The organism is Syntrophus sp. (in: bacteria), assembly GCF_040768185.1.
In the GTDB taxonomy this organism is placed as follows: domain Bacteria; phylum Desulfobacterota; class Syntrophia; order Syntrophales; family Syntrophaceae; genus Syntrophus; species Syntrophus buswellii.
In genome coordinates this window covers 56,761-83,667 of sequence record NZ_JAXGNC010000011.1, presented here as the reverse complement: position 1 = coordinate 83,667, position 26,907 = coordinate 56,761, and the positions used below count along the sequence as shown (strand labels likewise).

The window sequence follows — 26,907 nt, the reverse complement described above, 5'->3', positions numbered from 1 at the left end:
GCTGAGGGTATATAAATGGAAAAAGAAAAGAACAATTTTGGAGACGTAATGGTCGTCGGCGGCGGGATCAGCGGCATTCAGGCCTCGCTGGATCTGGCGACCGCGGGTTTCAGGGTATTCCTGGTGGAGACGTCGCCCAGCATCGGCGGCCACATGGCCCAGCTGGACAAGACCTTCCCCACCAACGACTGCTCCATGTGAATTCTCGCACCCAAACTGGTCGAGGTCGGCCGGCATCCAAACATAGAGGTCCTGACGTACACGGAAGTGGATCGCGTCAAGGGAGAGGCGGGGAACTTCACAATCACCTTGAGGAGGAAACCCCGATACATCATCGAGGACAAGTGCACGGGCTGTACGGTTTGCGTGGAATACTGCCCCGTCGTTTATCCCGATCAATACAACCAGGAGATCTCGAAGAACAAGGCCATCCATGTGTATTTTGCCCAGGCCATTCCCCTGATCACCTATATCGACGAGAGCTGCCTTTATCTGAAGGAAGAGAAGTGCAAGATCTGCCAGGCGGTCTGCAAGGCGGACGCCATTGATTTGAAGCAGACGGAGGAGATTCTGGACATCAAGGTGGGAGCCATCATCCTGGCGGCGGGCATGGAGCCCTTCGATCCCAAGGTGAAGGAGGAATACCACTACGGGGAGTTTGCCAACGTGGTCACGGGGATGGACTTCGAGCGTCTGCTGGGTTCCACCGGTCCCTACGGCGGCGAGATCCTGCGGGCTTCGGACCTGAAGCATCCCCACAAGCTTGCGTGGCTTTCCTGCATCGGTTCCCGCCGGGTGACCGAAGGGGAGAACAGCTACTGCTCCATGGTGTGCTGCACCTACAGCCAGAAGCATGCGATCCTGACGAAGGACCACGACGCCACGGCGGAGTGCACGATCTTTCATAACGATGTGCGTTCCTATGGGAAGGACTTCGAGCGTTACGTCGACAGGACCCAGGCCCTGGAGGGCATCCGGTTCATCCGCAGCTATGTCTCCATAGTCCGTGAGGACCCGGTCACCAAGAATGTCATCCTTCGGTACTCCACCCCCGACGAAGGGGTGAAGGAAGAGGAATTCGACATGGTGGTCCTGGCCGTCGGCCTGGCGCCGCCCAAGAATTATCTGGAGATGGCGGAAAAATTCGGCATTGAGCTCAATGAGCACGGTTTCGCCAAAACGGATCTCACAAATCCGATCCAGACGACGAAGCCGGGGATCTTTGTCAGCGGCGGCTTCCAGGGTCCTCTGGACATTCCCGAGTCTGTGTTCAGCGCCAGCGGGGCCGGCTCCCAGATCGGCGAGCTTCTCGACTACCGCCGGGGCAATCTGTCCACGGAGCGGATCTATCCGGAGGAGAAGGATGTGTCCGCTGAGGAGCCGAAGATCGGCGTCTTTGTGTGCCACTGCGGGGCGAACATCGGCAGGATCGTCAATGTCCCCGAGGTGGTCGAATACGCCCTGACCCTGCCCAACGTGGTCTACGCCCAGGAGCAGCTGTTCTCGTGCGCGACGAACTCCGCCCAGGAGATCTCCGATAAGACCAGGGAACTGGGGCTCAACCGCGTGATCATCTCGGCCTGTTCGCCCAGAACCCTGGAGCCTCTGTTCCGGGATACGGTCCGGGAGGCGGGGATCAACCAGTATTACTATGAAATGGCGAATATCCGGGAGCACAACTCCTGGGTGCACCAGAAGGAAAAGGAAGAGGCCACGCAGAAGGCCAAGGACCTCACGCGGATGTCCGTAGCCCGGGCCCGTATGCTGCAGCCCCTGCAGGAATTCGATCTCCCCGTGAACAACAACGCCCTGGTCGTGGGCGGCGGGATCGCCGGGATGGTCTGCTCCCTCTCCATCGCCGAACAGGGGCACGATGTCTACCTGATCGAAAAGGGGAAGGATCTGGGCGGCAACGCCAACCGGGTCCATTACACCCTGGAAGGGCTGGATGTTCAGGCCTACCTGAGCGATCTGAAGCAGAAAATCTACCAGAATCCAATGGTTCATGTCTATACGGATGCGACCATTACAGAGGCTGCCGGTTATATCGGGAATTTCGTCACGACGGTAAAGTCTCCGCGGGGAACCACGGAGATCAAACACGGGGCGTCCGTCCTTGCGATCGGTGCGGAGGAATACAAACCGACCGAATACCTCTACGGCCAGGATGAACGGGTCATGACGCAGCTGGAGCTGGAGGAGAAGATCGTCAAGGAAGACGAAGGGATCGGCAATGCCCAGTCTCTGGTGATGATCCAGTGCGTAGGCTGCAGAAACGAGGACCGGAATTACTGTTCGAGGATCTGCTGCACCCATGCCATCAAGAATGCCCTGAAGCTGAAGGAAAAGAATCCCGAAATGGATATCTACATCCTCTTCCGGGATATGAGGACCTACGGGTTCTCCGAGGATTATTACCGGGAGGCATCAGAGAAGGACGTGAAATTCATCCGCTTTGAACCGGCGGATGCCCCCCAGGTGGAGCCGGTTGTCGAGGAAGGGCGTCCCGTCCTGCGGGTGACCGTTCCCGACCCGATTCTGGGGCAGTATATGGCCCTGGACGCCGATTATCTCGTCCTGTCCGCCGCAACGCTTCCATCGGAAGCGACCAAGGAAGTGGCGGCGCAGTTCAAAGTTGTTTTGAGCCTGGACGGCTTCTTCAAGGAAGCCCACGTGAAACTGCGGCCGGTGGAGTTCGCCACCGACGGCGTGTTCCTCTGCGGTCTGGCTCAGTATCCCAAGCACATCACGGAAACGATCAACCAGGCTTACGGTTGTGCCGGCCGGGTTCTGACGCTGCTGTCCCGTGATACGGTCACCGCCTCCGGTTCCGTCTGCGAGGTGAATGAGAAGAGGTGCATGGGCTGCGGTGCCTGCGCGACGGTGTGCACTTACGGGGCCATCGAGATGCGCGAGACCAAGCAGGGCCGGAAGGCGACCATGAATCCCGTTCTCTGCAAGGGTGACGGCCTCTGTAACGCCATGTGTCCGACGGGAGCGATTTATCTGAAGCACTATACGGAAGATGAGCTGATGGCCCAGATCGATGCGATCGTTCCGGAACAGGTGGCCGTGGAAGTCGAATAAAACCGGGTTGTCTTTTCAACGGCTGGGGGGTAAACGCCGTTAGCCGTTGAAGGGCAACATGGGATAGAAGCAGGAAGAAAGATTCTCAGGAAGGAGAAAGAAATGGCTGAAAAATTTAAGCCCCGGATCATCGGCTTCGTGTGCCACTGGTGAGCATACGGCGCCGCTGACCTGGCTGGAGTTTCCAGACTGCAATATACACACGAAATGAGGCTGGTCCGTGTCATGTGCACGGGGCGGGTAGATTTAACCCATGTACTTCGTGCCTTCATGAACGGTTGCGACGGGGTGTTCGTCGGCGGATGCCACCTCGGGGAGTGCAACTATATCACGAACGGCAATTACCATGCGCAGAACATGGTGGCCCTGGCGAAGAAGCTTCTGGAGCGCATCGGAATGGATCCCGAGCGCCTGCGGCTGAACTTCATGTCGGGCGCGGAAGCGAACCTTTATGCGGACTGCGTCAACGCCTTCGTCAAGACGATCAAGGAAATCGGTCCACTCGGCGTCAAGGAAGGAATCGCCAAGGAAGACCTCGATGCCCGGCTGGAGGAACTTTCCCGGCAGATCCCCTACATCAAGGTGATGACGAACGAAAAGCTGGGGACTCCTGTGTACAGCCACGAGGAAGTGGAGAAGCTGTTCACCACGGAGGAGGTCGAGAAGCTCTTCAGCGAGAAGCTGTCGTACTACATCGATCCCCAGAAGTGTCAGGCCTGTATGACCTGTGCGCGCCGGTGCCCCGTTGAAGCGATCATCAGCGAGAAGAAACAGGTTCATATCATTCAGCAGGATAAATGCATCCGCTGTGGTGCCTGCTTCGCCGCCTGTCCGCCTCAGTTCGGCGCGATTACGAAGCTGGTAGGTGAGACTGTTCCCCCGCCTCCCCCGGAGGGCCAGAGGGACATCGTCAAAAAGGGCAAGGAAGCGACAGCGTGACTTGAGGTGAAATGATTGTTCCGGGCCTGGGCAGAAGAAAACTGCCCGGCCCATCCTTGGAGAGGAAACATTGCCGTTAGCGGTCAGGTCCTTCTCTGCGCTCCGTTGACTTGCAAAAGCGCCTGCCTTTTGATTCCGTCTGATCGGCCGCGAAAGGCGATGCGTTATTCGATGTTTTAAGCTCAGCTGATGATTTATTTGTCCTGCTAGGAAAGGAGACGTTGTATCGTGCCGCTCTTCCTTCCTGCTCATGGTGATGCTCAGTATGTTAGAAACACTGGCAACAAGATAACACAAGATAAAAGGAGTGGAAAATGGGAAAATACAAGTGCGCAAACTGCAATCATTTTTATGATCCGGAACGTGGGGACAAAAAACAGGGCATCCCGCCAGGCACAGAATTTAAGGATGTTCCCAATAGCTGGCGCTGCCCAGGGTGCGGAAGCGATAAATCCAAGTATAGTCGTTACGAACGTCGCCCCTTCCCCGGCTACGGCCCTTCCCTGTCGAAGGAGTGATGATGAATGAACTAGCGGACCTGGCTGGCCTTCAAACAGGGTCACGGTCGAGAAGTGCTTTAGGTGTGGTTTAGTGGTTTAATTAATGAAAGGGGCCCAGTCTTCCGGCTGGGCCCCTTTCTCTGTGGTCTTGGACGTGTTGGCTACAGTTCCTTGATGTCCTTCTTGAATTTCAACTTCCCTTCTTTTATCATCAAAGCTTTCGTGTTTTCCAGCCAAGTGGTGAAGGTTTCGTTCCGCTTTGCCTGGAGCAGGATCTTTTTGAAATTTTCCTTCTTGGCATCGTAATCCGCCGTATCAATTTTCCCCCGCTCTTTGAAGGAGACGATTACAAATCCGCCATTGACCTCAAAGGTGCTCTCCGGCAGAGGGGTTCCCTCTGAGAGTTGATAGAGGGCCAAGGAGAGCTGCTGATTCGTCCCCAGTTTCGGAATTGGGTCTCCCGGCTTGAAGAATCCGGTTTCCTCAACGGTCATTCTGTTGGCCAGGGCGATCTGGTTTAGAGATTCCCCCTTTTTAAGGCGGCTGAGCATGGCATCCGCCGTTTTCTTGCACAGGTTGCGGGCTTCCATTTCCGTATATCGCTTTTCCACGGCCTGCTCGATGTCCTTCAATTGAGGGACATAAGGAGGTTTCCGGGAGGCGACCTGGATGACAACGTATCCCTCTTCATTCGACAGGACCTTGCCGAGGTCACCTTTCTGCAGGTCCATGACCATCTGCGGAAAGCCCGCCAGCTTGCTGAAAGGAGCCGGAATGCCGTCCATGGTAAAGAAATCCGTCGTGACGGTTTTCAGCTTGTTCTGGGTTGCGTAAGCGTCAAAATTTTCCTGCTGGTAGATCGTGTCGTGAGCTGTCCTGGCGGCCTCCTCCGCCGCCGCCATTCCGGAAATCTGCATCAGTTCTTGTACGATGCGCGGTCTCACGTCGGATAGGGGGGGGGCTTTTTCTCCTTTTTTTGCAAAATTGGAGGAGTGGCGCTCATAGTAATCGGCAATTTCCGCTTCAGAAATCCCGGCCGCCGCGGCATAATCCCTCCACGGGAAGAAAAGCGCCTTGATCTGTATCTGTTCGGAAACGCGGAATTCACTTCCGTGATCCTTCAGATAATCCTCGAGCTCCTTCCTCGAAGGAGTAATGGAGCTTTTATAGCTGGCAGGGCTGAACATCAGATAGTTCAAATTGATCTGCTCATTCTGAAATCGGAAGAAATCGAAAATTTCCTCGTCTGAAACCTTGACCGCTTCCGTAATCAGTTGTTCCAGCTTGAAGGCGGACAGCATTTTCTGCTGCTCTGCTTCAAAGACCTCAGGGGTCGTCCTGTTCACACGCAGCATCCGGTGATACAACGCTTCATCAAAGGCGCCGCCTCGTTGAAAAGCGGGGTAGGCCATAATGAAGCTTCGAACTTCCTCCCCGGTGGCTGCAATGCCCAGTCCGTCGGCTTTCTCAACGAGGATGGCCTGGCTGATGAGGTTGTTCAACGCCCTCTGTTTGAGGTCAAGCCCTTTCAGAAGTTCATCCGGCAGGTCGTTGCCGTACTGCCGGCGATAGAATTCCACGAGTTCGCTGTACTCTTTCTGAACCTGGGCCAGCGCAATTTCCTTCCCGTCGACGATGGCGACGGTTTCGGTCTGCTCGTTTCCCCTTTGCGTACCGAAATAAAAAATAAAGACAATGACGATCATTCCGAGTAGGAATTTCATCAGCCAGTTTTTGGCATGTTTCCGCATCAATTCGAGCATTGCTTTCTCCTATGAGGTGGCATCAATCCCTGCCGCTTGTATTATAGTCACCTGTAAAATGCAATATGATTTTGGAAAAATGCATTGATTAGGGTCATGAAATAAGATATAGGAAACAGCCTGCAATAAGGAAGTACGCTCCTTCTTACAGAGAATCCACAGGAATATTAGGAGGAAGGACATTGCTGTTCGATTTCATCTTAGGGAAGTTTTCCAACGATCTGGCCATCGACCTGGGAACAGCCAATACGCTTGTTTACGTCAAGAACAAGGGGATTGTTTTGAGTGAACCCTCCGTTGTTGCTGTTCACAAGGATTCGCGGGGCGTCAAGAAGGTTCTCGCCGTGGGCACCGAGGCCAAGAAGATGCTGGGAAGGACGCCGGGCAACATTGTGGCGATCCGGCCCATGCGTGAAGGGGTGATCGCCGATTTTGACATTACGGAAGCCATGCTGCGTCATTTTATTCTCAGGGTGCACAACCGCCGGGCCTTGGTCAGGCCCCGGATCATCGTGTCCATTCCCTCGGGAATTACGCAGGTGGAAAGGCGGGCCGTCCGGGAAACGGTGGAATCAGCGGGCGCTCGTGAAATATATCTCATCGAGGAGCCGATGGCGGCTGCCATCGGTGCGGGGCTGCCTGTTTCAGAGCCCATCAGTTCAATGATCGTTGACATAGGCGGTGGAACGACGGAAGTCGCTGTCATTTCCCTGGCCGGCATCGTGTATTCTCAGTCCGTCCGGGTGGCGGGTGACAGGATCGATGCGGAAATCGTCAATTTTATCAAGAGAAAATACAATCTGCTGATTGGTGAACGGACCGGCGAGATCATCAAGACGACCATCGGCTGCGCATATCCCGAGGATGAAATCCGTACCGTCGACGTAAAGGGAAGGGATCTGATTTCCGGGATTCCCAAAACGGTGGAAATCAATTCCGAAGAGATTCGAGAGGCGATCATGGAACCGATCCGGACGATTGTGGACACCATAAAGGATGCCCTGGAGAATGCTCCGCCGGAACTGGCCGGAGACATTGTCGACCGGGGAATCGTGCTGACGGGAGGCGGCGCTCTCCTGAGAAAACTTGATGTCCTGATCCGTGAAGAGACGGGTCTTCCCATCACCATCGCGTCCGATCCCCTGACGACGGTGGCCATCGGTGCCGGTATGGCGCTTGATCAACTGGATGTGCTGAAGGAAGTTGCAATACAGGCCTGATTTTCCGGATCATCCACAGCTTTAACCAAGCGTCCCTCCTTCACATAGAGACAATACGCAACATGCTGTTTTTCAAGAAACATCGGTCCCTGATCGCAGCAACCATACTCGTTGTGATTTCCTTGGTCATGCTTTCTTACCATGTTGTGAATCCTTCCGTGGAACCGGGTCCTGTCCGTAAGATCGTTCTGGACCTGGCCGCTACCATGGAACGTGGCGTCAACACCCCCGTTGAAGCTCTTGAAAACATCTGGAAGCGATATCTCTTCCTCATCGGGCTCGAAAGGGAAAACATGCGCCTGGTTCAGCACAACGCGTTGCTGACCCGGCAACTGGTGCAGCATCAGGAAGGTTATCTGGAGGCTCAGAGACTCAAAAAACTGCTCTCCCTGAGCGATTCGATCAGCTACGAAACGGTTGCGGCATCCGTCACAGGGCGAAACCGGAAATCTCTGCACCAGACGATCATGATCGACAAGGGAAGCATCCACGGTATCAAGACGGGAATGCCGGTGGTTGCCGACCGTGGGGTTGTGGGAAGGGTAATAGAGACCTCCGGGCATGTCTCCCGGGTCCTGCTGCTCATCGATGAAAGCAGCAATGTGGATTCGATTATTCAGGGGGGCCGCGGCCAGGGAATTCTTTCGGGCGACGGAAGCAGCCGCTGCTTTCTCAAATATGTCCCGAAACTGGAAGAAGTCCGTTTGGGAGATGCCGTCATTACCTCCGGGATCTGCGGCGTATTCCCGAAATCGTGGCTGCTTGGAACGGTTTCCAGGGTTGCCAGGGGAGAAAGCGGCCTCTTTCAGACCGTGGAGGTGCTGCCCTCCGTGAATTTTGCAAAGATCGAGGAAGTCCTCGTCCTCACATCACCCAAAAAGGGGAGGAACGATTGATTCACTACCTCCTTTTGCCATTTTTTTCATTTTTATTTATTGTCCTGCAAACAACCGTTTTCGAACTGCTCTTTCTCAACCTGGTCAGTATCGAGATTTCCCTCATTCTGGTGATTTATGCCGGATTCCATATGGACGTCCTGAAAGGGGGGCTGTTGAGTTTTGCCCTGGGGTTTTTCCTGGACGTCATCACAGGGACGATCGTCGGTCTGCATATTATCCTCTACCTGTCGATCTTCTTTATCTCGATGCTGGTGTCGCTGAGGGTCTATGCGGAAAGGGCATTATTCATCCTGTCCTACGTGTTCGCCTGCGCCCTTTTCGAATGCGGGGTGGTGCTGCTGTTTTATAAACATATCCAGGGCCTGGATTTATTCCACAAATTTGACACCGTTTTCCTTCCGCAGATCCTGGTGGTCACCCTCGTGAGTCCGGTATGCTTTAACTCCTTCCGGCGCTTTGGAGACATATTGAATGTTCGGGTTGAAAGGTCGAATAAAAGGTCACGAAATCGCTGATTATCGGCAGCGGTTCAGGCTGATTTTCGCCATTGTGCTGATTGCCATGTCCCTTCTCATTCTGAGGCTGTGGTACCTTCAGGTGATCAAGGGATCGGAGCTACGGCAGCGCTCGGAAAGCAACAGCGTGAGACTTCGCAAGATCAATCCCCTGCGGGGGATGATCCTGGATAACGGCGGTCATGTCCTCGTCGATAACCAGACATCCTTCGATCTGGTTTATATCCCCAATCGTCCGGAAGACAAGAAGCAGGTGATTTCCAAGCTTACCGAGCTCTATGCGTCACGATCGTGGAAGATCCCGGATGAGTTTTCCTCGATTGCAAAGGCCCATCCTTTTATACCTTCAAAAATTGACAGAAACATCAGCCGGGAGAAACTAGCCCTGATCGAAACCCATTCTCTGGAGCTGCCGGGTGTAGCGATTGAGGTTGTGCCCATCCGGAAATACGTGGCCGGAGAGATGATTGCGCACATTGTGGGGTATGTAAGTGAGGTCAGCCAGGATGAACTGGAACGGTCCAAGGGGGCTCGCAGCCCGGGCGACATGGTGGGCAAGACCGGTATAGAACGGTATTACGATGCCTACCTCCGGGGGAAAAACGGGGCGGAACAGGTTGAAGTGAATGCTCTCGGCAAGGCCGTTCGAAGCTTGGGAAGGATCAATCCTGTAGCTGGCTGCAATCTTGTCCTCACCATTGACGCCTATCTTCAGGAGGTCGCCTGGAAGGCGATGGCCGGAAAGTCGGGTGCGGTTGTGGCGATGGATCCCCGTGACGGTTCCATCTATGCCATGGTGAGTTCACCCGGGTTCGACCCCAACCTGTTCAACGGGGGGATTTCAACGGAGAACTGGAACTTGCTCTCACGCGACCCGCAGCACCCCATGGAGCAGCGGGCGATATCGGGACAGTATCCGCCCGGCTCGACCTATAAGCTGATTGTTGCGGCAGCCGCGCTGGAGGAGGGGCTGATTTCACCGGAAAGCTCGATTCTCTGCACCGGCTCCTTCGATTTCGGAACCCGTTCCTATCGTTGCTGGCAGAAACACGGGCATGGGATGGTGGACCTTCACCGGGCCATTGTTGAATCCTGTGACGTGTATTTTTATGTGCTGGGGAAAAAGCTCGGGGTGGACAGGATTGCCTGGTATGCAAAAAAGTTCGGCTTCGGCGCCGTTACCGGGATCGACCTGCCCCGGGAAAAGGCTGGAGTGATTCCCACCAGTGAATGGAAGCTTGCCAGATTCAAGAAGCCGTGGCAGGCGGGGGAGACCATTTCGGTGTCCATCGGACAGGGCTTCAACTCCGTGACGCCTCTCCAGTTGGCCGTGGCCTACAGTGCCTTGGCCAATGGCGGAACGGTTTACCGGCCGCAGATCGTCAAAAAAATCGAGGCAACCGATGGACGATTGATCAAGGGCATGAAGCCGGAAAAGCAGGAAACCGTTCCCATGAGCAGCAAAACAACTGCACTGTTGAAGCAGGGGCTGTGGGGGGTTGTCAACGAACCGCGCGGGACCGGCGGCGCACTGCGACGTGCGGAAATGGACGTTTGCGGCAAAACCGGGACGGCCCAGGTTGTCGGACTGCCGGCCAGCGAAAAGGCCCGACGGGCCATGCAATCCGCAAGGATTTACCAGGACCACGCCCTGTTCACCTGCTTCGCGCCCTGCCGCAATCCGGAGATCACCGTAGCGGTCATTGTCGAGCATGGCGGCCACGGGGGATCGGCGGCGGCGCCCGTTGCCCGGAAAGTGATCGATGCCTATTACAAGAAAAAGAAATACGGCGATAAGATGCCTGCGGAGGAAGAGGAGAAACTGGAGGAGGCATCCCGGAATCGCTCGACATCGGGAGAGGGGAGAAGGAGACGCGCCAGTGGGAATCAGGATGAATGATGAGGCCTTCGAAGAGCCGATCTTCGCGGAGGCTGACCGATGAGGTTTGACAGACGCCTTATTCTGAACTTTGACTGGACGTTGCTCATTCTCGTTCTCATTCTCTGCACCATCGGGGTGTTGAATATTTTCAGCGCCAGCTACTCCTTTGCAGGCGCAAAGGCGAATCCCTTTTATATCAGACAGCTTCAGTGGGTGCTCATCGGCATTTTCTGCATGAGCATCGCCTTTTGCATCGATTACCGGTACATCTGCCAGTATGCTTATGTTCTCCACGGAATAGCGATTTTCTGCCTGGTTATCGTGTTCTTCTACGGCTTTGCAACGCATGGCTCGCAGCGCTGGATTTCTCTGGGCAGCTTTTCGCTGCAACCCTCTGAATTGGTAAAATTGACCCTGATCCTGGCCCTGGCGAAATATTTTGATGAGCACAAGCTGGAGCAGGGGTATTATCTACGGGAACTGTGGATTCCCTTTTTGCTTCTTCTTGTGCCCTTTCTCATGATTTTGGAGCAGCCCGATCTGGGAACGGGGCTCATTCTGCTTTTCGTTTCGGCATCCATGTTTCTGTTTGTGGGAATACGCCTGAAGTCTCTGCTGTATGTTCTGACGCTGGCTGTTTTCATGATGCCGGTGGGCTGGTTTTTCATGAAGGAGTATCAGCGGGAGAGGGTTTTGACGTTCCTGAATCCTGAGCGCGATCCTCTGGGGTCCGGTTATCATATCATCCAGTCCATGATCGCCATCGGCTCCGGGGGGATTCTGGGCAAGGGGTTTCTGAAAGGGACGCAGACACAGCTTCAGTTCCTTCCCGAACAGCAGACGGACTTTGTCTTTTCCGTATTCGCTGAGGAATGGGGCTTCCTGGGGGGCGGGATTCTCATTCTCCTTTTTACCTCCCTGGTCCTCTGGAGCTTGAAAATAGCCCTCCATTCCCGGGATTTTCTGGGAACTCTGATCGCTTTCGGACTGGCCTCGCTTCTGTTCTGGGAAGTCTTCATCAATACCGGAATGGTTTTGGGGATGATGCCGGTTGTCGGCATCCCCCTGCCTTTCCTCAGCTATGGGGGCTCTGCCGTTGTTTCGCTCCTTACGTGCATCGGGCTGCTCTTGAACGTCAGTATGCGGAGATATATTCTTCAGCCTTGAGAAGCAAATCGGCGCAAATCCGTTTTCAACCTCCGTGCTCCTCTCCGATGCCGCAGGGAAATAAATGGCTACTTTGAAGCTGAAATGTGGACGCAGGTGATATCATCAGGTTGCGGTCAATGTTATTCGAAACCGATGATATGCTCGTGATGGCACGTCATTTAAAGGACGTTATTTCTATCCAAAAGTTCTTGACATTCTATTTTAGTTATGGTTAATGCAAACACGCCTGCCGACTGATAATATTTGGAGTTAATGAACACATGGGTTTTGCTTTTTTCCATATGAAGCAGTTTTCTGATCGAGCAAAGAAAGGTCGCACGGAAGTCGCTGTTTTGTTATGTCCCAACCGGATGGACAGGGGTTAGTGTTCATTCGGTTTTTTTTATCAATTTTTTTCATGGCCGTGAAACAAGATTAACAGAAGTTGAATTTTAGATAGAGAGGGATGCGTCATGACAATCGGTCTCGATTATACGTTTTGGATACAACTTGTGAACTTTCTTTTGCTGATATTTATTCTGAATATCGTGCTTTATAAGCCGGTTATGGGGATTCTTGAGAAGAGGAAGGGGCAGATCGAGGGAGCGGAACAGGAAATCCGGGATTTGAATCTTACGATTGAGCAGAAAGAAGCCCGTTACGAAGAAAAGCTGCGTCTGGCGAAAAACGATGCCCTGGAACAGAAGAAGGAGATCGTCCGGCAGGGGTCCGATGAGGCCAAAGGCGTTCTTGACGCTGCACGTGCGGAAATTCCCAAGATGGTTGAGCAGTTTGAAGCGAAAGTATCGAAGGAAGTCAATGAAGCAAGACGTATTCTGCGTGAGCAGTCGGAAAATATAGCAACGGAAATTGCCGAAAAAGTGATGGGAAGGAGTATCAAATGAGAGGGTTTACGCGGTTGCATTGCCCTAAGGATGGTTTCTGGCTGATCCCGGCTTTCCTCCTTTTCGTTGTCCTGGTGCCATCGGCCGTGATGGCCTCGGGAGGCGGGGAACACGGTGGTGAGGGGCCAGACTGGGTCAACTTCGGATGGCGGGTCTTTAATTTCCTCGCTCTGGTCGGGCTTCTCTGGTGGCTCTTGGCTGGCAAAATTAAGAGTTTCTTCGGCGGAAGACGGGAAGAAATAAAAACGGTGCTGGAAGAGGCAAGACTGGCCAAGGAAGAGGCTCAGCGGAAGTTTGAGGAATATTCGGCAAAGCTGGACAAGGCGACCGGCGAAATCGAAGGTCTTTATGAGATGATCAAATCCCAGGGATTGGCCGAAAAGGAAAGAATGCTGGAGGACGCGAAGAAAGCTGCCGAGAAGATGAAGGAAGACACTCAGGCGCGAATCGAACAGGAGTACAAGAAGGCCAGCAGCAAGTTAAGAGTGGAGGCCGTTCAGTTGTCCGTCCAGATGGCTGAAGATATTCTGAAGCGGTCCATAACTCCGGAAGATCATGAAAGCATGGTTAAAGATTACTTGGATAAGGTGGTGAGAAAACATTGATCAACAGCGGTATTGCAAAGCGATATGCCAGGGCGTTCTTTGACATTGCCGGCGAGGACAAGCTTTACGAACAGTACTATGGTGAGTTAAGCAGCTTCGCGCGGATCGTTAAGGAAGACAAGAATCTGAAAGAGTTTCTCGCAAATCCGGTCTTTGGTCAGGCAGAGAAGAAGGCTGTTGTGGAAGCGATCCTTCAGAAGATAAAGATGTCTGCAATGACGTCGAACTTTTTGAAATTGCTCGTGGACAAGAAGAGAATAGGTATGCTTGCCGAGATTGCGGATTACTACCGTGAACTCATGGATGACGTCTTGAAGAGAGTTCGGGTCAGTGTGAAGACGGCCTTTCCTTTGAAGGAAGAAGCAACAACGGAGATCAAGAAGGGTCTCGAGCAGATGACCGGGAAGCAGACAGAGGTTACCATTGAGGAAGATCGTTCCCTGCTCGGTGGAATTGTCATTCGGGTTGGGGATACACTCTACGATGGAAGCATGAAGACTCAATTGAACAATATAAGGAATCTCTTGGGGGAGGCAGTATAAACCATGGATACAATCAAGGCAGAGGAAATAAGTCAGATTATTTCCAAACAAATTCGGGACTATGAACGGAAGCTTGATGTCAGCGAAACAGGTACCGTGCTTTCCGTTGGAGATGGTATTGCCAGAGTATACGGCGTTGAGAATGCAATGGCCATGGAGCTGCTGGAATTTCCCGGCGGAATTATGGGAATGGTTCTTAACCTCGAAGCCGACAATGTCGGTGTGGCCGTTCTCGGCGAAGTGACCCACATCAAAGAAGGGGACATTGTCAAGCGGACAGGAAAGATTGCCCAGATTCCCGTTGGAGAAGCGGTACTGGGAAGAGTCATCGACGCGACAGGAGAGCCCATTGATGGAAAAGGGCCGCTGGGAGCTACGGAGTTCAGTAGAATCGAAATGATCGCCCCGGGTGTTATCAAGCGTCAGCCCGTCAATGAGCCGATGTACACCGGCCTTAAAGCGATTGATGCCATGACCCCCATTGGTAGAGGGCAGCGGGAACTGATCATTGGTGACCGCCAGATCGGCAAAACGGCCATTGGAATTGATGCTATCATCCGCCAGAAGGACACGGGCGTGAAATGCATTTATGTTGCCATCGGCCAGAAGAAATCAACGGTTTCACAGATCGTCGAAAACTTGAGGAAGCACGACGCGATGTCTTACACCTGCGTCGTTGCCGCTTGTGCCAGTGACCCGGCGACCCTGCAGTACATCGCCGCTTATGGAGGATGCAGCATCGGTGAATATTTCCGTGATCGGGGCCAGGATGCCCTCATCATCTATGATGATCTTTCCAAACAGGCCGTGGCTTACCGCCAGATTTCCCTGCTGCTGAGAAGGCCGCCTGGACGCGAAGCCTATCCGGGAGACATTTTTTACAACCACTCAAGGCTTCTGGAACGATCGGCTCGAGTCAGCGCAGATCTGGGGGGCGGTTCCCTCACGGCACTTCCCATCATCGAAACCCAGGCGGGCGACGTGTCGGCCTATATTCCCACGAACGTCATCTCCATTACGGACGGCCAGGTTTACCTGGAGCCGAACCTGTTCTTCTCCGGTATTCGTCCTGCGATTAATGTCGGCTTGTCCGTCTCACGAGTCGGCGGGGCTGCCCAGGTAAAGGCCATGAAACAGGTCGCCGGTACGCTGAAACTTGATCTCGCCCAGTATCGCGAACTGGCGTCCTTTGCACAGTTTGGAAGCGACCTGGACAAGGCAACCCAGGCACAGCTCGATCGAGGAGTCCGTCTGGTTGAAATTTTGAAGCAGCCGCAGTTCCAGCCGATGAGCCTGGCTGAGGAAGTCGTGGTTCTCTATGCGGGTACGCGCGGTTTCCTTGACAAGTATGACGTGGATAAGATTAAGGAATACGAGCCGCAGGTGCTGGCGTTCATGAAGAACAAGTACGCAGCCGTCATGAAGGACATTGATGATCAGAAGGTATTGTCTCCCGAACTGGAGCAGAAGTTAAAGGACGCCCTTACCGCCTTCGACTCCGTGTTTGTAGCCGGCTGAGATAACATTCTCGTCTGAAAAAAAGATGATTTTTTTAGATATCAATCAGGAAGCTAAGGCTTGAATCAGGCCGACAACCAGAGATAAAGGAGTAATTTTAATGGCCGCATTAAAGGACATTAAAAGAAAAGTAGCTGCGGTACAGAAAACCAAACAGATTACCCGGGCCATGAACATGGTGGCTGCGTCGAAGTTCCGCGCGGCTCAGGCGAGGATGGAGAGCTTTCGTCCCTACGCCATGAAATTCATGGAGGTGCTGGACAGCCTTGCGCTTCGGGTGAACCCCGAGGCCCATCCGCTGCTTGCAGCAAGGGAGCCGAAGAAGATCAGGGTCCTGTGCATGAGTTCCGACAGGGGACTTTGCGGCGGTTTCAATACCAATCTGATCAAATCATCCGAACGATTTGTAAAGGAAAAGATGGCGGCGGGACTTTCTGTGGAGCTGACGCCCGTGGGAAGGAAGAGCCGGGATTACTTCAGAAGAAAATATCCCATCATCAACGAGAAAACGGATATCCTCGGTAAATTCGACATTAATCTGGCCGTAGAGATATCGGATGACGTCATCACGCCCTTTGTAAACGAGGAGTTCGATGAGCTCTACATTATTTACAACGAGTTCCGGAATGTCTCCATGCAGAGGCCCGTTGTTGTCAGGTTGCTGCCTCTGCCTTCCGTCGGACAGGAAGGCGAAATGGACCCGGATAAAACCATCGATTATGTCTATGAGCCATCTGAAGAAGTATTGATTGAGAAGCTTTTGTCCATGTATCTCCATGTCCTCATTTTCAGGGCGCTCCTTGAGACGTCCGCCGGAGAAAATGGAGCCAGGATGGCAGCCATGGATAACGCGACGAGGAACTGCGACGAGATGATCAGAACGCTGACCCTGCAATACAACAAGGTGAGGCAGTCCGCGATCACGGCGGAATTGATGGATATCGTTGGTGGAACAGAAGCCTTGGCGAAAGGATAACTTTAGAAATATTCAAGAAGAGTTATGGAATAATCGGAGAAGGAAACATCCGATATCATAATTGAAGGACTAAGATTTCCGTAGCGAAAAGGAGACTAACATGAATATTGGTAAGATTATACAGGTGATTGGGCCGGTCATTGACGTTGCATTCGAAGAGGGGCAGCTGCCGGCAATTTTGAATGCCATCACCATAACAAATCCCGTCATCAACGACGAGGAGGATAATCTGGTTGTTGAAGTCGCACAGCATCTGGGCGACAACGTCGTGCGGTGTATCGCCATGGACGTTACGGATGGTCTGGTCCGGGGGATGCCGGCAAAGGACACCGGTGGACCGATTACGGTGCCCGTTGGAAAGGAATGTCTCGGCAGGATCCTCAATGTGGTGGGCAGACCGGTCGACGGACTGGGGCCTGTGGAAGCCAAGAACCACATGCCGATTCACAGGGAGTCCCCTTCGTTTACGGAGCAGGATACAACGGTTCACGTTCTTGAAACGGGAGTCAAGGTCATCGATTTGCTCGTTCCATTTCCCCGTGGCGGCAAGATGGGGTTGTTCGGTGGAGCCGGATGCGGCAAGACCGTTGTCATGATGGAAATGATTCATAACATCGCCATGCACCATGGTGGTATTTCCGTGTTTGCCGGCGTCGGAGAGAGAACCCGCGAGGGAAACGACCTCTATCGAGAGATGCTGGAGTCCGGCGTTATCAAGCAGGCGGCTCTGATTTACGGCCAGATGACGGAACCTCCGGGAGCGCGGGCGAGAGTCTCTCTGACCGCACTGGCTGCAGCAGAGTATTTCCGCGATGTAGAAGGGCAGGATGTGCTCCTCTTTATCGACAACATCTTCAGGTTTACTCAGGCTGGTGCTGAAGTGTCCGCCCTTCTGGGAAGAATGCCCTCCGCCGTCGGTTACCAGCCGACGCTGGCTACGGACCTTGGCGAGCTTCAGGAACGGATTACCTCGACGGATAAAGGGTCAATTACGGCCGTGCAGTGCGTCTATGTCCCTGCGGACGACTTGACCGACCCTGCTCCGGCAACGACCTTTGCTCACCTTGATGGAACGGTTGTTTTGTCCAGACCCATTGCAGAGCTTGGAATCTATCCCGCAGTGGATCCCCTGGATTCGACATCGAGAATTCTCGATCCCATCGTGCTGGGTGAGGAGCATTACCGGGTAGCTCGACAGGTCCAGGTGACTCTGCAGAAGTATAAGGATCTGCAGGATATCATCGCGATTCTCGGAATGGACGAGCTGTCTGAAGAAGATAAGCTGACCGTCAACAGGGCGCGGAAAATTCAGAGATTCCTTTCTCAGCCGTTCTTTGTTGCCGCGCAGTTTACGGGAGTCGATGGAAAGTTCGTTTCCGTTCCTGATACCGTCAGAGGATTCAAGGAAATTCTCGAAGGCAAGTACGACGAATTGCCCGAACAGGCCTTCTACATGGTCGGTGGAATTGAAGAGGCGGTAGAAAAAGCGAAGAAATATCAGGAGCAATAAGGACAGGGGAAAGCAATGGCCGAAGAACTGTTATTGGAGATCGTCACCCCGGAGAAAATGGCCTTCAGCGGTGAGGTTGAAGAAGTCACCATACCTGGAACGGAAGGTGAATTCGGGGTGTTGAGAGGGCACGAAACGTTGCTCAGTTCTGTAGAAATAGGTGAGTTAAGCTTTACCGTAGGAGGCAAGAAACAATATTTCGCAGTTAATACGGGCTATACGGAAGTGACAGCGAATAAAGTAACGGTTCTCGTTGAAACGGCAGAAAGTGCTGAAACGATCAACAGAGAAAGAGCAATGAGAGCCAAAGAGCGTGCCGAGGAGAAACTGACCAAATTGTCCAAGGATGAGTTGGAATTCGAGATGCTCAGCATAGCTCTGCAGAGGGCTGTCACTCGGATCGGTGTATCGGAGAAGGCCTGAGGTCTGAAGTTCAGAATAGACGGGACATAAAAGCCGGCAGTGAGGATTTTTCTCAGTGCCGGCTTTTTATTCCCTGCTGAAGAGGTTCGCTGGATAAAGAAGCACCCTTTCCGGTTCAGGTCATTAAAACTCGGACGGGTCAATCATAATATCCACAACCTCGAAATTGCGAGTTCCTCCGGGTGTCTGAACCTTCACTTCGTCGCCGATCGATTTGCCGATCAAGGCCTTTCCAATGGGAGACGTAACAGAAATCTTGTTTGCATTGATGTTGGATTCGAAGGGACCCACAAGCTGATAATTTGTCTGTGTTCCGGAACTGATCTCTTCAATGACAACCTTAGCGCCGAAAACAACCTTGTCGTTGCTTAACTTGCTCAGATCGATGATGTTGGATAGGGCGAGATTGTTTTCAATCTCCTGCAGTTTTCCGTGCAAAAAGGACTGCTTTTCCTTGGCCGCCGTGTATTCGGCGTTTTCTGACAAATCTCCGTGCCCTCTTGCCGTTTCGATATCCTTTATGTTGGCGGGAATCAGAACCGTCTTCAGATGTTCAAGCTCTTTCTTGAGATTTTCGAAACCCGATTTCGTGATTGGCATCTTTTCCATGACCTGCCCCCTGTATTTCAAATATGATGAACCGTCAAATGAACCTATTGCGGTCGTATCGTTAAAGCGATGACGTTCTCAATGAAAAAATTATGCCGGTACAAACAAATCGATTCGCAGTTTTCAGGCCTTTGCACCAGGAGAATGTATGAAGATACTGTTCCGTGGAATAGCAGGTTTAGAAGAAGCCAGAAAAATCCGGATAGAGCGGCAAGACATCCTTTAGAAAATCTGCAAACATCAGAAAAGATCGAAGGCCAGCTTCACGAGAAGTCTTTTTATTGCAGAATTTCTAATAAAGAAAAATGACCCTGTCAAGGGAGAATTCCACCTTTTCCTCCGCAACTTATCAATTCTTGCCCGCAAAATGGAAGTGTGTTAGAAATGGAAACGGCGAGGAAGGCACAAACAGGCTGAAAAGCGAGGGGATGGGGAGAGGTATGCCGGTGCATGGGAGTATAAATCCTTCCCTGGACAAGGAAAAGAGATCTTTCGCGGAGAGCTTTGTCCAAGTCCGGAGGGAGGAATTGATCCGTGATCTAGTCTTCCCCCGTGCTGGAGAAAGGCTCCTTGATGTTGGATGCGGAACGGGAGAACATCTCATGTTCTTCAGAAATCAGGGATGCAGTGTTACAGGGATTGATCCGTCCCGTGAAAGAGTTGAGGCTGCTCAAAGGAAGCTGGGGCATCGGGCGGATATTCATGCCGGGCGGGCTGAAGACCTTCCATTTTCCGACAATGAATTCGATATTGTAACCATGATTGCCTCGCTGGAATTCGTAGAGGATCCCCAAAAAGCCGTCAGCGAGGCGGTCCGCGTTTCACGGGACAGGGTCTTTCTGGGGACGTGGAACCGGTACGCCATCATGAATCCTCATGGCGGCCACAGAGAATTTTTCTGTTCCTCAACGGGGGAAAGCCCCGTTCAACCTCTGGGAGGATTGCAGCTTGTCCGTCTGGTCAGAAACCTGCTGCCTGGAGTTCCCATATACTGGGGAAGCGTCCTCTTTTTCCCATTGGAGTGGTACACGTATCTTTCGGGTCTCGAACGGCATATTCCCATGAGAAAAAATCCCTTCGGGGCCTTCCTGGGCTTTTCCTTTTCCGTTCAGGCTACCTACCGGACCATCCAGGATTTGATCCGCGAACCGCTGGGGGCCAATTCCAAGGGCAGCCAGGCCCTCCAGGGCGCTGCCATCGGGATGAAGCAGGAAGGGGTCACTGGAGGTCATCATCCTCGTAAGATTGATCCAGAGCATGAAGGGCTCTTTCCAGATCTTCAGCGGGAACCAGGATTTTTACCTCACCGAGGCCGTCCAGATTTGTGGCATAAAGGATTCCAGCCGTCTCATAAATGAGGTGGGTGGGAATCCCCTCTGTTTTCAGGCGTCCTTCTATAATATGGGCATTCGTCATTCCTGAAGCCACGTACACAACCCGCCATTTGTTCTGCTCCATTCTCAACCCCCCTCATCCCCGGATCCTTGTTATTCTGTCGCCACGGAAAATTGAAATAATCTGGAATGCATGATAAACGAAATCCAGAAAATTTGGCAAGTTCAAGCTCGTTGACTGCAAGAAAAGGAGTGAGATAAGCGATGCCCCTTAAAGACTGGACCCTGTTATCAAGTGAGCCGGAACGTTTCTGCCGGCTCTTTTCCCTGCGGAAGGATCGTGCCGTTTCTCCCCGGACTGGCCGGCCCTCGGACTTTTTTGTGGTGGAGGCGTCTCCCTGGGTCAATATTATTCCCATCACATCCCAAAACGACGTTGTCCTGATCCGGCAGTACCGCCATGGAGTACGCAGTGTCACCCTGGAAATTCCCGGCGGGCTTGTGGAAGATTCCGATTCTCCGGAGGAAGCTGCGCGACGGGAACTCCGAGAGGAAACGGGTTATGCGGAACGCGTGCTCGCCCCTTTAGGGGCTGTTTATCCCAATCCAGCCATCCAGAACAACCTCTGCCATACGTTTCTGGCCCAGGATGTTTATCCTGTCGGGGTGCAGCAACAGGATGAAGAGGAGGATATCGAGGTCATCCTGAAGCCTCTATCGGAGATTCCCAGACTGATCAGGGATGGCGAGATTAATCATGCCCTTGTCATCGCGGCCTTCTGTCGATTCTATTTGGAACACCCGTTCAAACCATGAAAAACAAAGGTTCTCTTGAAGAAGCGGCACGATGCTTTTAATCCACCCCCCTGTTGTCAAGCCCTGTGAATCCCCTGCCGGCCTGGCGAAGCTTGCCGGCGCACTGAGATGCCACGGACGGACCTGTACCGTGGTGGATGCCAATCTGGAGGGACTGCTCTATCTTCTGACGGATAAGGCCGTGACAGGCGCTGCTTCGGATACCTGGACCCGCCGCGCTCGAAATCACCTCCAGGATCACCTTCAGGATCTTGGTGATTGGGGGGGCTATCGAAACCGCGATCGCTACCAGCGGTCGATCCGTGATCTGAATCGAGTCCTGGAATTCTCAACGGGCAGAAAATCCGGCACCCATCTGACCCTGGCCAACTATGAGGAGAAAGACCTCTCGCCCCTTCGCAGTGACGACCTGCTTGCCGCCGCATCACTTCCGGAAGCCAATCCTTTTTATCCTTACTTCCACGGCCGATTGTCGGGGCTGCTGGAAGCCCTTTCTCCCCCGATGATCGGCTTTTCACTGAATTTTCTCAGCCAGGCGCTCTGCACCTTTGCCATGATGGGGTTCCTGCGGCGGGAATACCCTTCCGTGAAGCTCGTTCTGGGAGGAGGGCTGGTGACCTCCTGGATGAGTTCCCCCAACTGGCGGAACCCCTTTTCCGGACTCGTGGACGACATGATCGTCGGACCAGGCGAGGGGCCCCTTCTCGAACTCCTGGGAAGCGGGTTGGACCATGAGGACTGTCTGCCCGATTACGGGGATGTGTGGAAAAATCCGTATCTGGCTCCCGGCTTTATTCTGCCCTACAGCGCCTCCCGGGGCTGCTACTGGCGACGCTGCGCCTTCTGCCCCGAAAAGGCTGAAGGGCAACCCTATACGCCCATCCCCGCGGACCGGTCCGTTTCTCAGCTCCAGGTCCTGGTTCAAAGGTACCGACCGGCCCTGATCCACCTCCTGGATAACGCCCTCAGTCCGGCTCTGCTCAATGCCGTGATCGAGGCGCCGCCGGGAGCGCCCTGGTATGGCTTTGCGAGAATTGAAGAGCATCTTGGAGATCCGGAGTTCTGCCGTTTACTGAAACGCTCCGGCTGCGTCATGCTCAAACTGGGGCTGGAATCCGGCGATCAGAACGTGCTGGATGCCCTTTCAAAGGGTATCTCTCTGACCAGGGCCTCGGAAGTGTTGAAAACGCTGAAGAAAGCAGGGATTGCCTCTTACGTGTATCTGCTTTTTGGAACACCGGCCGAATCCCGGGAATCGGCAGAGAAAACGCTTGCCTTTGTTGCCGAACACGCGCACTGCATCGATTATCTGAATGTGGCGGTCTTTAACCTGCCGGCCTGGAGTGCGGAGGTGTCATCCCTGCAAACTCGAACTTTTTATGCCGGCGATCTTTCCCTGTATCTCGATTTTATCCATCCCCTGGGCTGGGATCGACTCCGCGTCCGGCATTTTCTGGACCGCAGATTCAAACGTCATCCGGCGATCCGGGAAATTCTCCTCCGGGATCCTCCCGTGTTTACATCCAATCATGCGCCGTTTTTTTCCCTGTCCTCCGGCACGTCCAGGCTCTGACCCGGCAGCAGGGGCGGTCAGACGCCGCAATTCGGATCCGGCTGCATCCTTGCTCCGCCTGCACCCGGGAGTCTGTCTTTCATTGACACGCGGGAGCCTTATGCCTATACTGTTGCGTGGAAAAGCAGATGGTTGCGGAATCCTGTTTCCATTTTTGCGGCCCGATCGCTATCCTGGAGAGCAGGCCGATGAGGAGAGATCTTTACAGGCGATTGAGGAAGGGGGAGCTGAAATGCCCGTATTCATGATGTTCGGGAAATACAGCCGGGATTCTTTGGAGGGGATGTCGCCGGAGCGAACCGGGAAGTCCGTAGAGATCATCGAACATAACGGAGGCCGGGTGATTTCCATGTATGCCGTTTTGGGAATTCATGATCTGGTCTTTACCGTTGAATTTCCTACGATTGAGAAGGCCCTGGCGGTGTCTGCCGCACTGAGCATGCTGACAGGCATTTCCTTCACAACCTCCCCTGTGATCGACATCACCCATTTCGACTCCCTGATGTCCGAGATGAAAAATAGATAACCGGAATGGAAGCGATCTGAAGAAAAGGGCACAGGCGTGCCGCGTGTCTTCAACGCCTGCCGATCGAACATTATATTCCTCATTAATTTTTAGAAGGTTATGGTTTATTGATCCCTCTTTTTTCCAGGGCGGGAAGGCCTTGAAAAATCCAGGCGTGGTTCGGGCGAGTCGGATGGATTGGTCGAGGAATGTCCCTGTCGTTCTGTTGACGATCCTGACGGCTCTGTTCATCTCCGGATCATCAGGGGCCCAGGATGCCATCCCCTCGCCGCGGGGAGCCGTCAATGATTTTGCCGGAGTGATGTCCGCCGGAGATGTTGCCCGGACGGAGGCCCTTGCCCGGGAAGTCCTTGAGAAAACAGGGGCGGCCGTGGTTGTAGCAACCTTTTCGGCGATTGGGGGCCATGACATCCAGGAGTATGCCAATCGTCTTTACTCCTTCTGGGGGATAGGGAAGCGGGGGGAAGACCGGGGGGTGTTGATTGTCCTGGTTCTGCAGGAGAGAACGATCTGGATTGAAACCGGTTACGGTGTGGAGGGGGTCCTTCCCGACGGGCGCGTGGGGGAAATTCTGGATCAAAAGGTTCTTCCCTATCTGAAGCGAGGGGAATACAGCCGTGGCCTTGCCAGCTCCGTCGAAGCCATTTCCGGGGTTCTGGCTGAAGAAGCCGGGGTGACACTGACAGACCGACCGGAAGCCGGGCGGCCTGTGGGCCGCGCGGCTGGGCAGCGGAGCGGAGGGGCCGGATCATGGTTTCTTATCCTGTTCATTCTTCTTCTCCTCCTCCTGATGGGAACCCGGAAGGGGCGTGAAATCGATCCTCTTTTGTTCAGCGGTGCCCGCCGGAGAGCTGGCGGTGACGGGGATTTTGAGGGCTTTGAGAGCTTCGGGGGTGGGTTCGGCGGGTTCGGGGGAGGCAGCAGCGGCGGAGGCGGCGCCGGCCGTCATTTTTAAGGGGAATAGAAGCATGGTGAAGATTCCGAACAATCCCGAGGAAATCTTTCCCGAAATGACGGCGGACTATCGACAGGTTTTCGGAGAGGGGCTGACGTCCGTGATCCTCTACGGCAGCGGCTGCACGGGAGATTACCGACCGGGAAAATCGGACTTGAACTTTCTGCTGATTGTGGATGATGCAGGCGTGGAGCGCCTGGAGAGGGCGGTCCCGGTCGCCGGGAAATGGAGACGCAGGAGGGTGGCTGCACCCCTGATTTTGACCCGGAGCGATCTGAGCTCCTCCCTGGATTCCTATCCCGTTGAATTTCTGAATATGAAGAAGAACTATCGCCTGGTATATGGCCAGGATGTCCTGCAGTCTCTTGCCATCGATTCCGGGGCATTGCGCCTGCAGCTTGAACGGGAGCTGAAGGGAAAGCTGTTTCTTCTGAGGAAAGGCTACCTGGAATCGGAGGGGCGCCAATCCGCGATGAGGGATCTTGTTGCAAGATCTCTGACCGCTTTCACGGCTCTTTTCGGCGCCTTTCTGTATCTCAAGGGGCGGGAGATTCCTTCCTTGAGGCGGGATGTGATCAAGGCCATGGCCTCGGCCTTCTCCCTTGATCTGGGACCCTTCCTGAGGGCTGCGGAAATCCGGGACGGGGAAGACAGCCACAGTGCCGTTGTATTGGGAAGCCTGTTGAATGAGCTTATGAAGCAGATTTCCAGGTTGTGTGTGCTGGCCGAAGAGGCGTGATCCGCCTTCAGGGCCGGGGATCCAAAATGTGCGATTTCCCGCCTGAATCTGACCGTTCCGGTACAAGGATTCAGGCCTTTCATGTCCATTGTTCAGGCTGATGGAGGGTCAGGAACAACAACAGATGACGCGGGGAGGTGGAGGTATGACGGCAGGCGGGAGAAATTTTCTTGTCGGCGCGGCGGTCGCGGTGGTTGTCCTTTTTTCTCTGTATTCCTTTGTCAAGGGGATATACAATAATTTTGTTACGTTGGACGAATCCATGAACAGCTCCTGGGCCCAGGTGGAGAACCAGCTTCAGCGCCGATATGACCTGATCCCGAACCTCGTTGAAGCAGTGAAGGGATATGCCAATCAGGAAAAGGAGGTCCTGATCGAAGTGACCAATGCCCGGGCCCGTGTCGGAGGGGCTGCAACGGTTCCGGAAAAGATCGAGGCCAACAACGAACTTTCGGGAGCCTTGAGCCGGCTTCTGGTGGTGGTGGAGCAATATCCCGATCTCAAGTCCAATGTGAACTTTCTCCGCCTTCAGGATGAACTGGCCGGTACGGAAAATCGCATAGCCGTGGAAAGGCGCCGTTATAACGAAGCGGTTAAACACTACAACGTGGCCGTCCGTCGCTTTCCCAACAGCCTTGTGGCTGCGGCGTCCGGCTTTCAGACGGCGGCCTTTTTCGAGGCGCCCGGGGCGGCCAAGGCGGCACCGAAGGTCAAATTTTAAAAGTATGTTTCGATTTCTGCTGATGTTCTTCCTGCTTTACGGCGGCCTTCACGGGTACGCCTTCTGGAAGATCCGATCGGCCTTTTTCCCGGGGCCCGTGATCTCCGTGCTTGTGGCGGCGGTCATGGCCTTGATGATTGTCGCCCCGGCCCTGATCCGGATTTCGGAACGGCACGGTCTGGAGTGGACCGCCCGGATCTTGTCCCATGCGGGTTATGCCTGGATGGGGATACTGTTCCTCTTTGCTGCTTTTGCCCTGGCCTTCGACCTCTGCCGCCTTCTTGTTTTCCTTTCGGGGTTGGTCTGGAGAATGGAAGCCGTTCCCTTTCTGTTGTCAGCCCGGTTTGCCTTCTTCCTCCCCTTGTTCCTGGCTTTGGGAATCTTCGTTTACGGCTGGTTTGACGCCCGCAACATACGGATCGAGTCGCTGACCATACAAACGGACAAGATCCCCCCGGAAACAGGCCGCCTGCGGCTTGTCCAGATTTCCGACATCCACATCGGCCTGATGAACGGTCCCGGGTTTGTCTCCAGGATGGTCCGGGTCATTCAGGAGGCGGGGCCGGATCTTCTCCTTTCCACCGGAGATCTTGTGGACGGACAGATCAACAGCATAGAGAAGGTTCTTCCCCTTTTCCAGGAACTCCGGCCGCGTCTGGGCAAGTACGCGGTAACGGGCAATCATGAATTCTACGCCGGGATTGCGCAGGCGTCGGAATTCACCCGCAAGGCGGGGTTTCAGATGCTTCGGGGAGAGGGGGTGACGGTTGCCGGATTGATCAATATCGTGGGGATCGACGATCCGACCGGACGGGCGGTGGAAGGGCATCGCCCGGTTGAGGAAGGGGAGCTGCTGAACACGATGCCGGTGCAGCATTTTACCCTCCTGTTGAAGCATCTGCCCCTGGTGGACAAACATGCCGTGGACCGGTTTGATCTTCAGCTGTCCGGCCATACCCATAAGGGTCAGATCTTCCCCTTCAGCCTCATCACCCGGTGGTATTTCCCCTTCCACTCGGGCTCCTTCCGCCTATCCGACATTTCCCGCCTTCATGTGAGCCGGGGAACGGGAACCTGGGGGCCGCCCATCCGCTTTCTCAGCCCTCCGGAAGTGACGGTGATCGATCTGGTAGCGGCGGGCAATCCGGTGGAGCGCGTCAGCGGAAGGCAGACAGGGCAATCATCCGGCGGGAGGAACTGA

General features: G+C 53.9%; 25 protein-coding genes and 1 pseudogene. 23 read left to right on the top strand and 3 right to left on the bottom strand.

Annotated elements, in window-relative coordinates; all coding sequences use genetic code 11:
• The first annotated feature begins 15 nt into the window (after positions 1-15).
• The 3 genes from AB3175_RS11200 (at position 16) to AB3175_RS11190 (ending at position 4,544) form a co-directional block, all read left to right on the top strand.
• The gene (locus tag AB3175_RS11200; RefSeq protein WP_367359593.1) at positions 16-3,087 is read left to right on the top strand and encodes an FAD-dependent oxidoreductase; all 3,072 of its coding nucleotides are present in this window, start codon (positions 16-18) and stop codon (positions 3,085-3,087) included.
• Between the two features lie 102 nt (positions 3,088-3,189).
• Positions 3,190-4,026, top strand: a complete 837-nt coding sequence (locus tag AB3175_RS11195) for a hydrogenase iron-sulfur subunit (RefSeq protein WP_367359592.1) — start codon at positions 3,190-3,192, stop codon at positions 4,024-4,026.
• 314 nt (positions 4,027-4,340) lie between these two features.
• Positions 4,341-4,544 (top strand): rubredoxin, encoded by a 204-nt coding sequence (locus tag AB3175_RS11190; protein WP_367361025.1) that lies wholly within the window; start codon positions 4,341-4,343, stop codon positions 4,542-4,544.
• Positions 4,545-4,687: 143 nt separating this feature from the next.
• On the opposite strand, the gene AB3175_RS11185 is transcribed toward AB3175_RS11190, so the two are convergent.
• Positions 4,688-6,289 (bottom strand): SurA N-terminal domain-containing protein, encoded by a 1,602-nt coding sequence (locus tag AB3175_RS11185; RefSeq protein WP_367361024.1) that lies wholly within the window; start codon positions 6,287-6,289, stop codon positions 4,688-4,690.
• A 182-nt stretch (positions 6,290-6,471) separates the two neighbouring features.
• Between AB3175_RS11185 and AB3175_RS11180 the strand changes: the two genes are divergently transcribed.
• The 12 genes from AB3175_RS11180 (at position 6,472) to AB3175_RS11125 (ending at position 18,433) form a co-directional block, all read left to right on the top strand.
• Complete coding sequence (locus AB3175_RS11180; protein ID WP_367361023.1) at positions 6,472-7,509, top strand: rod shape-determining protein; 1,038 nt, start codon at positions 6,472-6,474, stop codon at positions 7,507-7,509.
• A gap of 62 nt (positions 7,510-7,571) precedes the next feature.
• Positions 7,572-8,405 (top strand): rod shape-determining protein MreC, encoded by an 834-nt coding sequence (gene mreC, locus AB3175_RS11175; RefSeq protein ID WP_367361022.1) that lies wholly within the window; start codon positions 7,572-7,574, stop codon positions 8,403-8,405.
• Positions 8,402-8,923, top strand: a complete 522-nt coding sequence (locus tag AB3175_RS11170) for a hypothetical protein (RefSeq protein WP_367361021.1) — start codon at positions 8,402-8,404, stop codon at positions 8,921-8,923. Before mreC ends, AB3175_RS11170 begins: the two co-directional genes overlap by 4 nt.
• Positions 8,880-10,823: a penicillin-binding protein 2 gene (gene mrdA / locus AB3175_RS11165; RefSeq protein ID WP_367361020.1), complete on the top strand. Its 1,944-nt coding sequence runs from the start codon at positions 8,880-8,882 to the stop codon at positions 10,821-10,823. The genes AB3175_RS11170 and mrdA overlap by 44 nt, the downstream gene beginning before the upstream one ends.
• Positions 10,824-10,862: 39 nt before the next feature.
• Positions 10,863-11,972, top strand: coding sequence for a rod shape-determining protein RodA (gene rodA / locus AB3175_RS11160; protein ID WP_367361019.1), 1,110 nt, complete (start codon positions 10,863-10,865; stop codon positions 11,970-11,972).
• A gap of 455 nt (positions 11,973-12,427) precedes the next feature.
• On the top strand, positions 12,428-12,859 hold the full coding sequence (locus AB3175_RS11155) for an ATP synthase F0 subunit B (RefSeq protein WP_367361018.1): 432 nt from the start codon (positions 12,428-12,430) through the stop codon (positions 12,857-12,859).
• Positions 12,856-13,464 carry a hypothetical protein gene (locus tag AB3175_RS11150; RefSeq protein WP_367361017.1) on the top strand — a complete coding sequence of 203 codons (609 nt, stop codon included), beginning with the start codon at positions 12,856-12,858 and terminating at the stop codon, positions 13,462-13,464. The genes AB3175_RS11155 and AB3175_RS11150 overlap by 4 nt, the downstream gene beginning before the upstream one ends.
• On the top strand, positions 13,461-14,006 hold the full coding sequence (atpH, locus tag AB3175_RS11145; RefSeq protein WP_367361016.1) for an ATP synthase F1 subunit delta: 546 nt from the start codon (positions 13,461-13,463) through the stop codon (positions 14,004-14,006). Before AB3175_RS11150 ends, atpH begins: the two co-directional genes overlap by 4 nt.
• Positions 14,007-14,009: 3 nt before the next feature.
• Positions 14,010-15,524, top strand: a complete 1,515-nt coding sequence (gene atpA / locus AB3175_RS11140) for a F0F1 ATP synthase subunit alpha (protein ID WP_367361015.1) — start codon at positions 14,010-14,012, stop codon at positions 15,522-15,524.
• A gap of 100 nt (positions 15,525-15,624) precedes the next feature.
• Positions 15,625-16,500: an ATP synthase F1 subunit gamma gene (atpG, locus tag AB3175_RS11135; RefSeq protein WP_367361014.1), complete on the top strand. Its 876-nt coding sequence runs from the start codon at positions 15,625-15,627 to the stop codon at positions 16,498-16,500.
• 100 nt (positions 16,501-16,600) lie between these two features.
• Positions 16,601-18,010 (top strand): F0F1 ATP synthase subunit beta, encoded by a 1,410-nt coding sequence (gene atpD / locus AB3175_RS11130; protein WP_367361013.1) that lies wholly within the window; start codon positions 16,601-16,603, stop codon positions 18,008-18,010.
• Between the two features lie 15 nt (positions 18,011-18,025).
• Positions 18,026-18,433 (top strand): F0F1 ATP synthase subunit epsilon, encoded by a 408-nt coding sequence (locus AB3175_RS11125; protein ID WP_367361012.1) that lies wholly within the window; start codon positions 18,026-18,028, stop codon positions 18,431-18,433.
• 123 nt (positions 18,434-18,556) lie between these two features.
• On the opposite strand, the gene greA is transcribed toward AB3175_RS11125, so the two are convergent.
• Entirely contained in the window at positions 18,557-19,042 is a 486-nt protein-coding gene (gene greA / locus AB3175_RS11120; protein WP_367361011.1) for a transcription elongation factor GreA, read from the bottom strand.
• A gap of 305 nt (positions 19,043-19,347) precedes the next feature.
• On the opposite strand from greA, the pseudogene AB3175_RS11115 reads away from it, so the two are divergent.
• Positions 19,348-19,866 (top strand): annotated as a pseudogene (locus AB3175_RS11115) (class I SAM-dependent methyltransferase); the annotation flags it as partial.
• Between the two features lie 394 nt (positions 19,867-20,260).
• Here the strand turns inward: AB3175_RS11115 and AB3175_RS11110 are convergent.
• The gene (locus tag AB3175_RS11110; RefSeq protein WP_367361036.1) at positions 20,261-20,458 is read right to left on the bottom strand and encodes a DUF2007 domain-containing protein; all 198 of its coding nucleotides are present in this window, start codon (positions 20,456-20,458) and stop codon (positions 20,261-20,263) included.
• Between the two features lie 182 nt (positions 20,459-20,640).
• Here AB3175_RS11110 and AB3175_RS11105 point away from each other — a divergent pair, with 182 nt between their 5' ends.
• From AB3175_RS11105 to AB3175_RS11075, 7 genes are all read left to right on the top strand, one after another.
• Positions 20,641-21,192, top strand: a complete 552-nt coding sequence (locus AB3175_RS11105; RefSeq protein WP_367361010.1) for an NUDIX hydrolase — start codon at positions 20,641-20,643, stop codon at positions 21,190-21,192.
• Positions 21,193-21,223: 31 nt separating this feature from the next.
• Positions 21,224-22,765, top strand: coding sequence for a radical SAM protein (locus tag AB3175_RS11100; protein ID WP_367361009.1), 1,542 nt, complete (start codon positions 21,224-21,226; stop codon positions 22,763-22,765).
• A 232-nt stretch (positions 22,766-22,997) separates the two neighbouring features.
• The gene (locus tag AB3175_RS11095; protein ID WP_367361008.1) at positions 22,998-23,291 is read left to right on the top strand and encodes a GYD domain-containing protein; all 294 of its coding nucleotides are present in this window, start codon (positions 22,998-23,000) and stop codon (positions 23,289-23,291) included.
• Between the two features lie 172 nt (positions 23,292-23,463).
• Positions 23,464-24,246, top strand: a complete 783-nt coding sequence (locus tag AB3175_RS11090; RefSeq protein WP_367361007.1) for a YgcG family protein — start codon at positions 23,464-23,466, stop codon at positions 24,244-24,246.
• A gap of 13 nt (positions 24,247-24,259) precedes the next feature.
• Positions 24,260-24,985: a hypothetical protein gene (locus AB3175_RS11085; protein WP_367361006.1), complete on the top strand. Its 726-nt coding sequence runs from the start codon at positions 24,260-24,262 to the stop codon at positions 24,983-24,985.
• Positions 24,986-25,130: 145 nt separating this feature from the next.
• On the top strand, positions 25,131-25,706 hold the full coding sequence (locus AB3175_RS11080) for a LemA family protein (protein ID WP_367361005.1): 576 nt from the start codon (positions 25,131-25,133) through the stop codon (positions 25,704-25,706).
• Between the two features lie 4 nt (positions 25,707-25,710).
• The gene (locus AB3175_RS11075; RefSeq protein WP_367361004.1) at positions 25,711-26,907 is read left to right on the top strand and encodes a metallophosphoesterase; all 1,197 of its coding nucleotides are present in this window, start codon (positions 25,711-25,713) and stop codon (positions 26,905-26,907) included.

Bases quoted from the DNA above. Each gene is read 5' to 3' on its own strand.
- AB3175_RS11185 (WP_367361024.1), bottom strand. From the start codon at position 6,289: ATGCTCGAATTGATGCGGAAACATGCCAAAAACTGGCTGATGAAATTC.
- AB3175_RS11190 (WP_367361025.1), top strand. From the start codon at position 4,341: ATGGGAAAATACAAGTGCGCAAACTGCAATCATTTTTATGATCCGGAA.
- AB3175_RS11110 (WP_367361036.1), bottom strand. From the start codon at position 20,458: ATGACGAATGCCCATATTATAGAAGGACGCCTGAAAACAGAGGGGATT.
- AB3175_RS11105 (WP_367361010.1), top strand. From the start codon at position 20,641: ATGCCCCTTAAAGACTGGACCCTGTTATCAAGTGAGCCGGAACGTTTC.
- atpG (WP_367361014.1), top strand. From the start codon at position 15,625: ATGGCCGCATTAAAGGACATTAAAAGAAAAGTAGCTGCGGTACAGAAA.
- AB3175_RS11095 (WP_367361008.1), top strand. From the start codon at position 22,998: ATGCCCGTATTCATGATGTTCGGGAAATACAGCCGGGATTCTTTGGAG.
- mreC (WP_367361022.1), top strand. From the start codon at position 7,572: ATGCTGTTTTTCAAGAAACATCGGTCCCTGATCGCAGCAACCATACTC.
- AB3175_RS11100 (WP_367361009.1), top strand. From the start codon at position 21,224: ATGCTTTTAATCCACCCCCCTGTTGTCAAGCCCTGTGAATCCCCTGCC.
- greA (WP_367361011.1), bottom strand. From the start codon at position 19,042: ATGGAAAAGATGCCAATCACGAAATCGGGTTTCGAAAATCTCAAGAAA.
- AB3175_RS11090 (WP_367361007.1), top strand. From the start codon at position 23,464: ATGGATTGGTCGAGGAATGTCCCTGTCGTTCTGTTGACGATCCTGACG.
- rodA (WP_367361019.1), top strand. From the start codon at position 10,863: ATGAGGTTTGACAGACGCCTTATTCTGAACTTTGACTGGACGTTGCTC.
- AB3175_RS11155 (WP_367361018.1), top strand. From the start codon at position 12,428: ATGACAATCGGTCTCGATTATACGTTTTGGATACAACTTGTGAACTTT.
- atpA (WP_367361015.1), top strand. From the start codon at position 14,010: ATGGATACAATCAAGGCAGAGGAAATAAGTCAGATTATTTCCAAACAA.
- AB3175_RS11080 (WP_367361005.1), top strand. From the start codon at position 25,131: ATGACGGCAGGCGGGAGAAATTTTCTTGTCGGCGCGGCGGTCGCGGTG.
- AB3175_RS11075 (WP_367361004.1), top strand. From the start codon at position 25,711: ATGTTTCGATTTCTGCTGATGTTCTTCCTGCTTTACGGCGGCCTTCAC.
- AB3175_RS11125 (WP_367361012.1), top strand. From the start codon at position 18,026: ATGGCCGAAGAACTGTTATTGGAGATCGTCACCCCGGAGAAAATGGCC.
- AB3175_RS11085 (WP_367361006.1), top strand. From the start codon at position 24,260: ATGGTGAAGATTCCGAACAATCCCGAGGAAATCTTTCCCGAAATGACG.
- AB3175_RS11150 (WP_367361017.1), top strand. From the start codon at position 12,856: ATGAGAGGGTTTACGCGGTTGCATTGCCCTAAGGATGGTTTCTGGCTG.
- mrdA (WP_367361020.1), top strand. From the start codon at position 8,880: ATGTTCGGGTTGAAAGGTCGAATAAAAGGTCACGAAATCGCTGATTAT.
- atpD (WP_367361013.1), top strand. From the start codon at position 16,601: ATGAATATTGGTAAGATTATACAGGTGATTGGGCCGGTCATTGACGTT.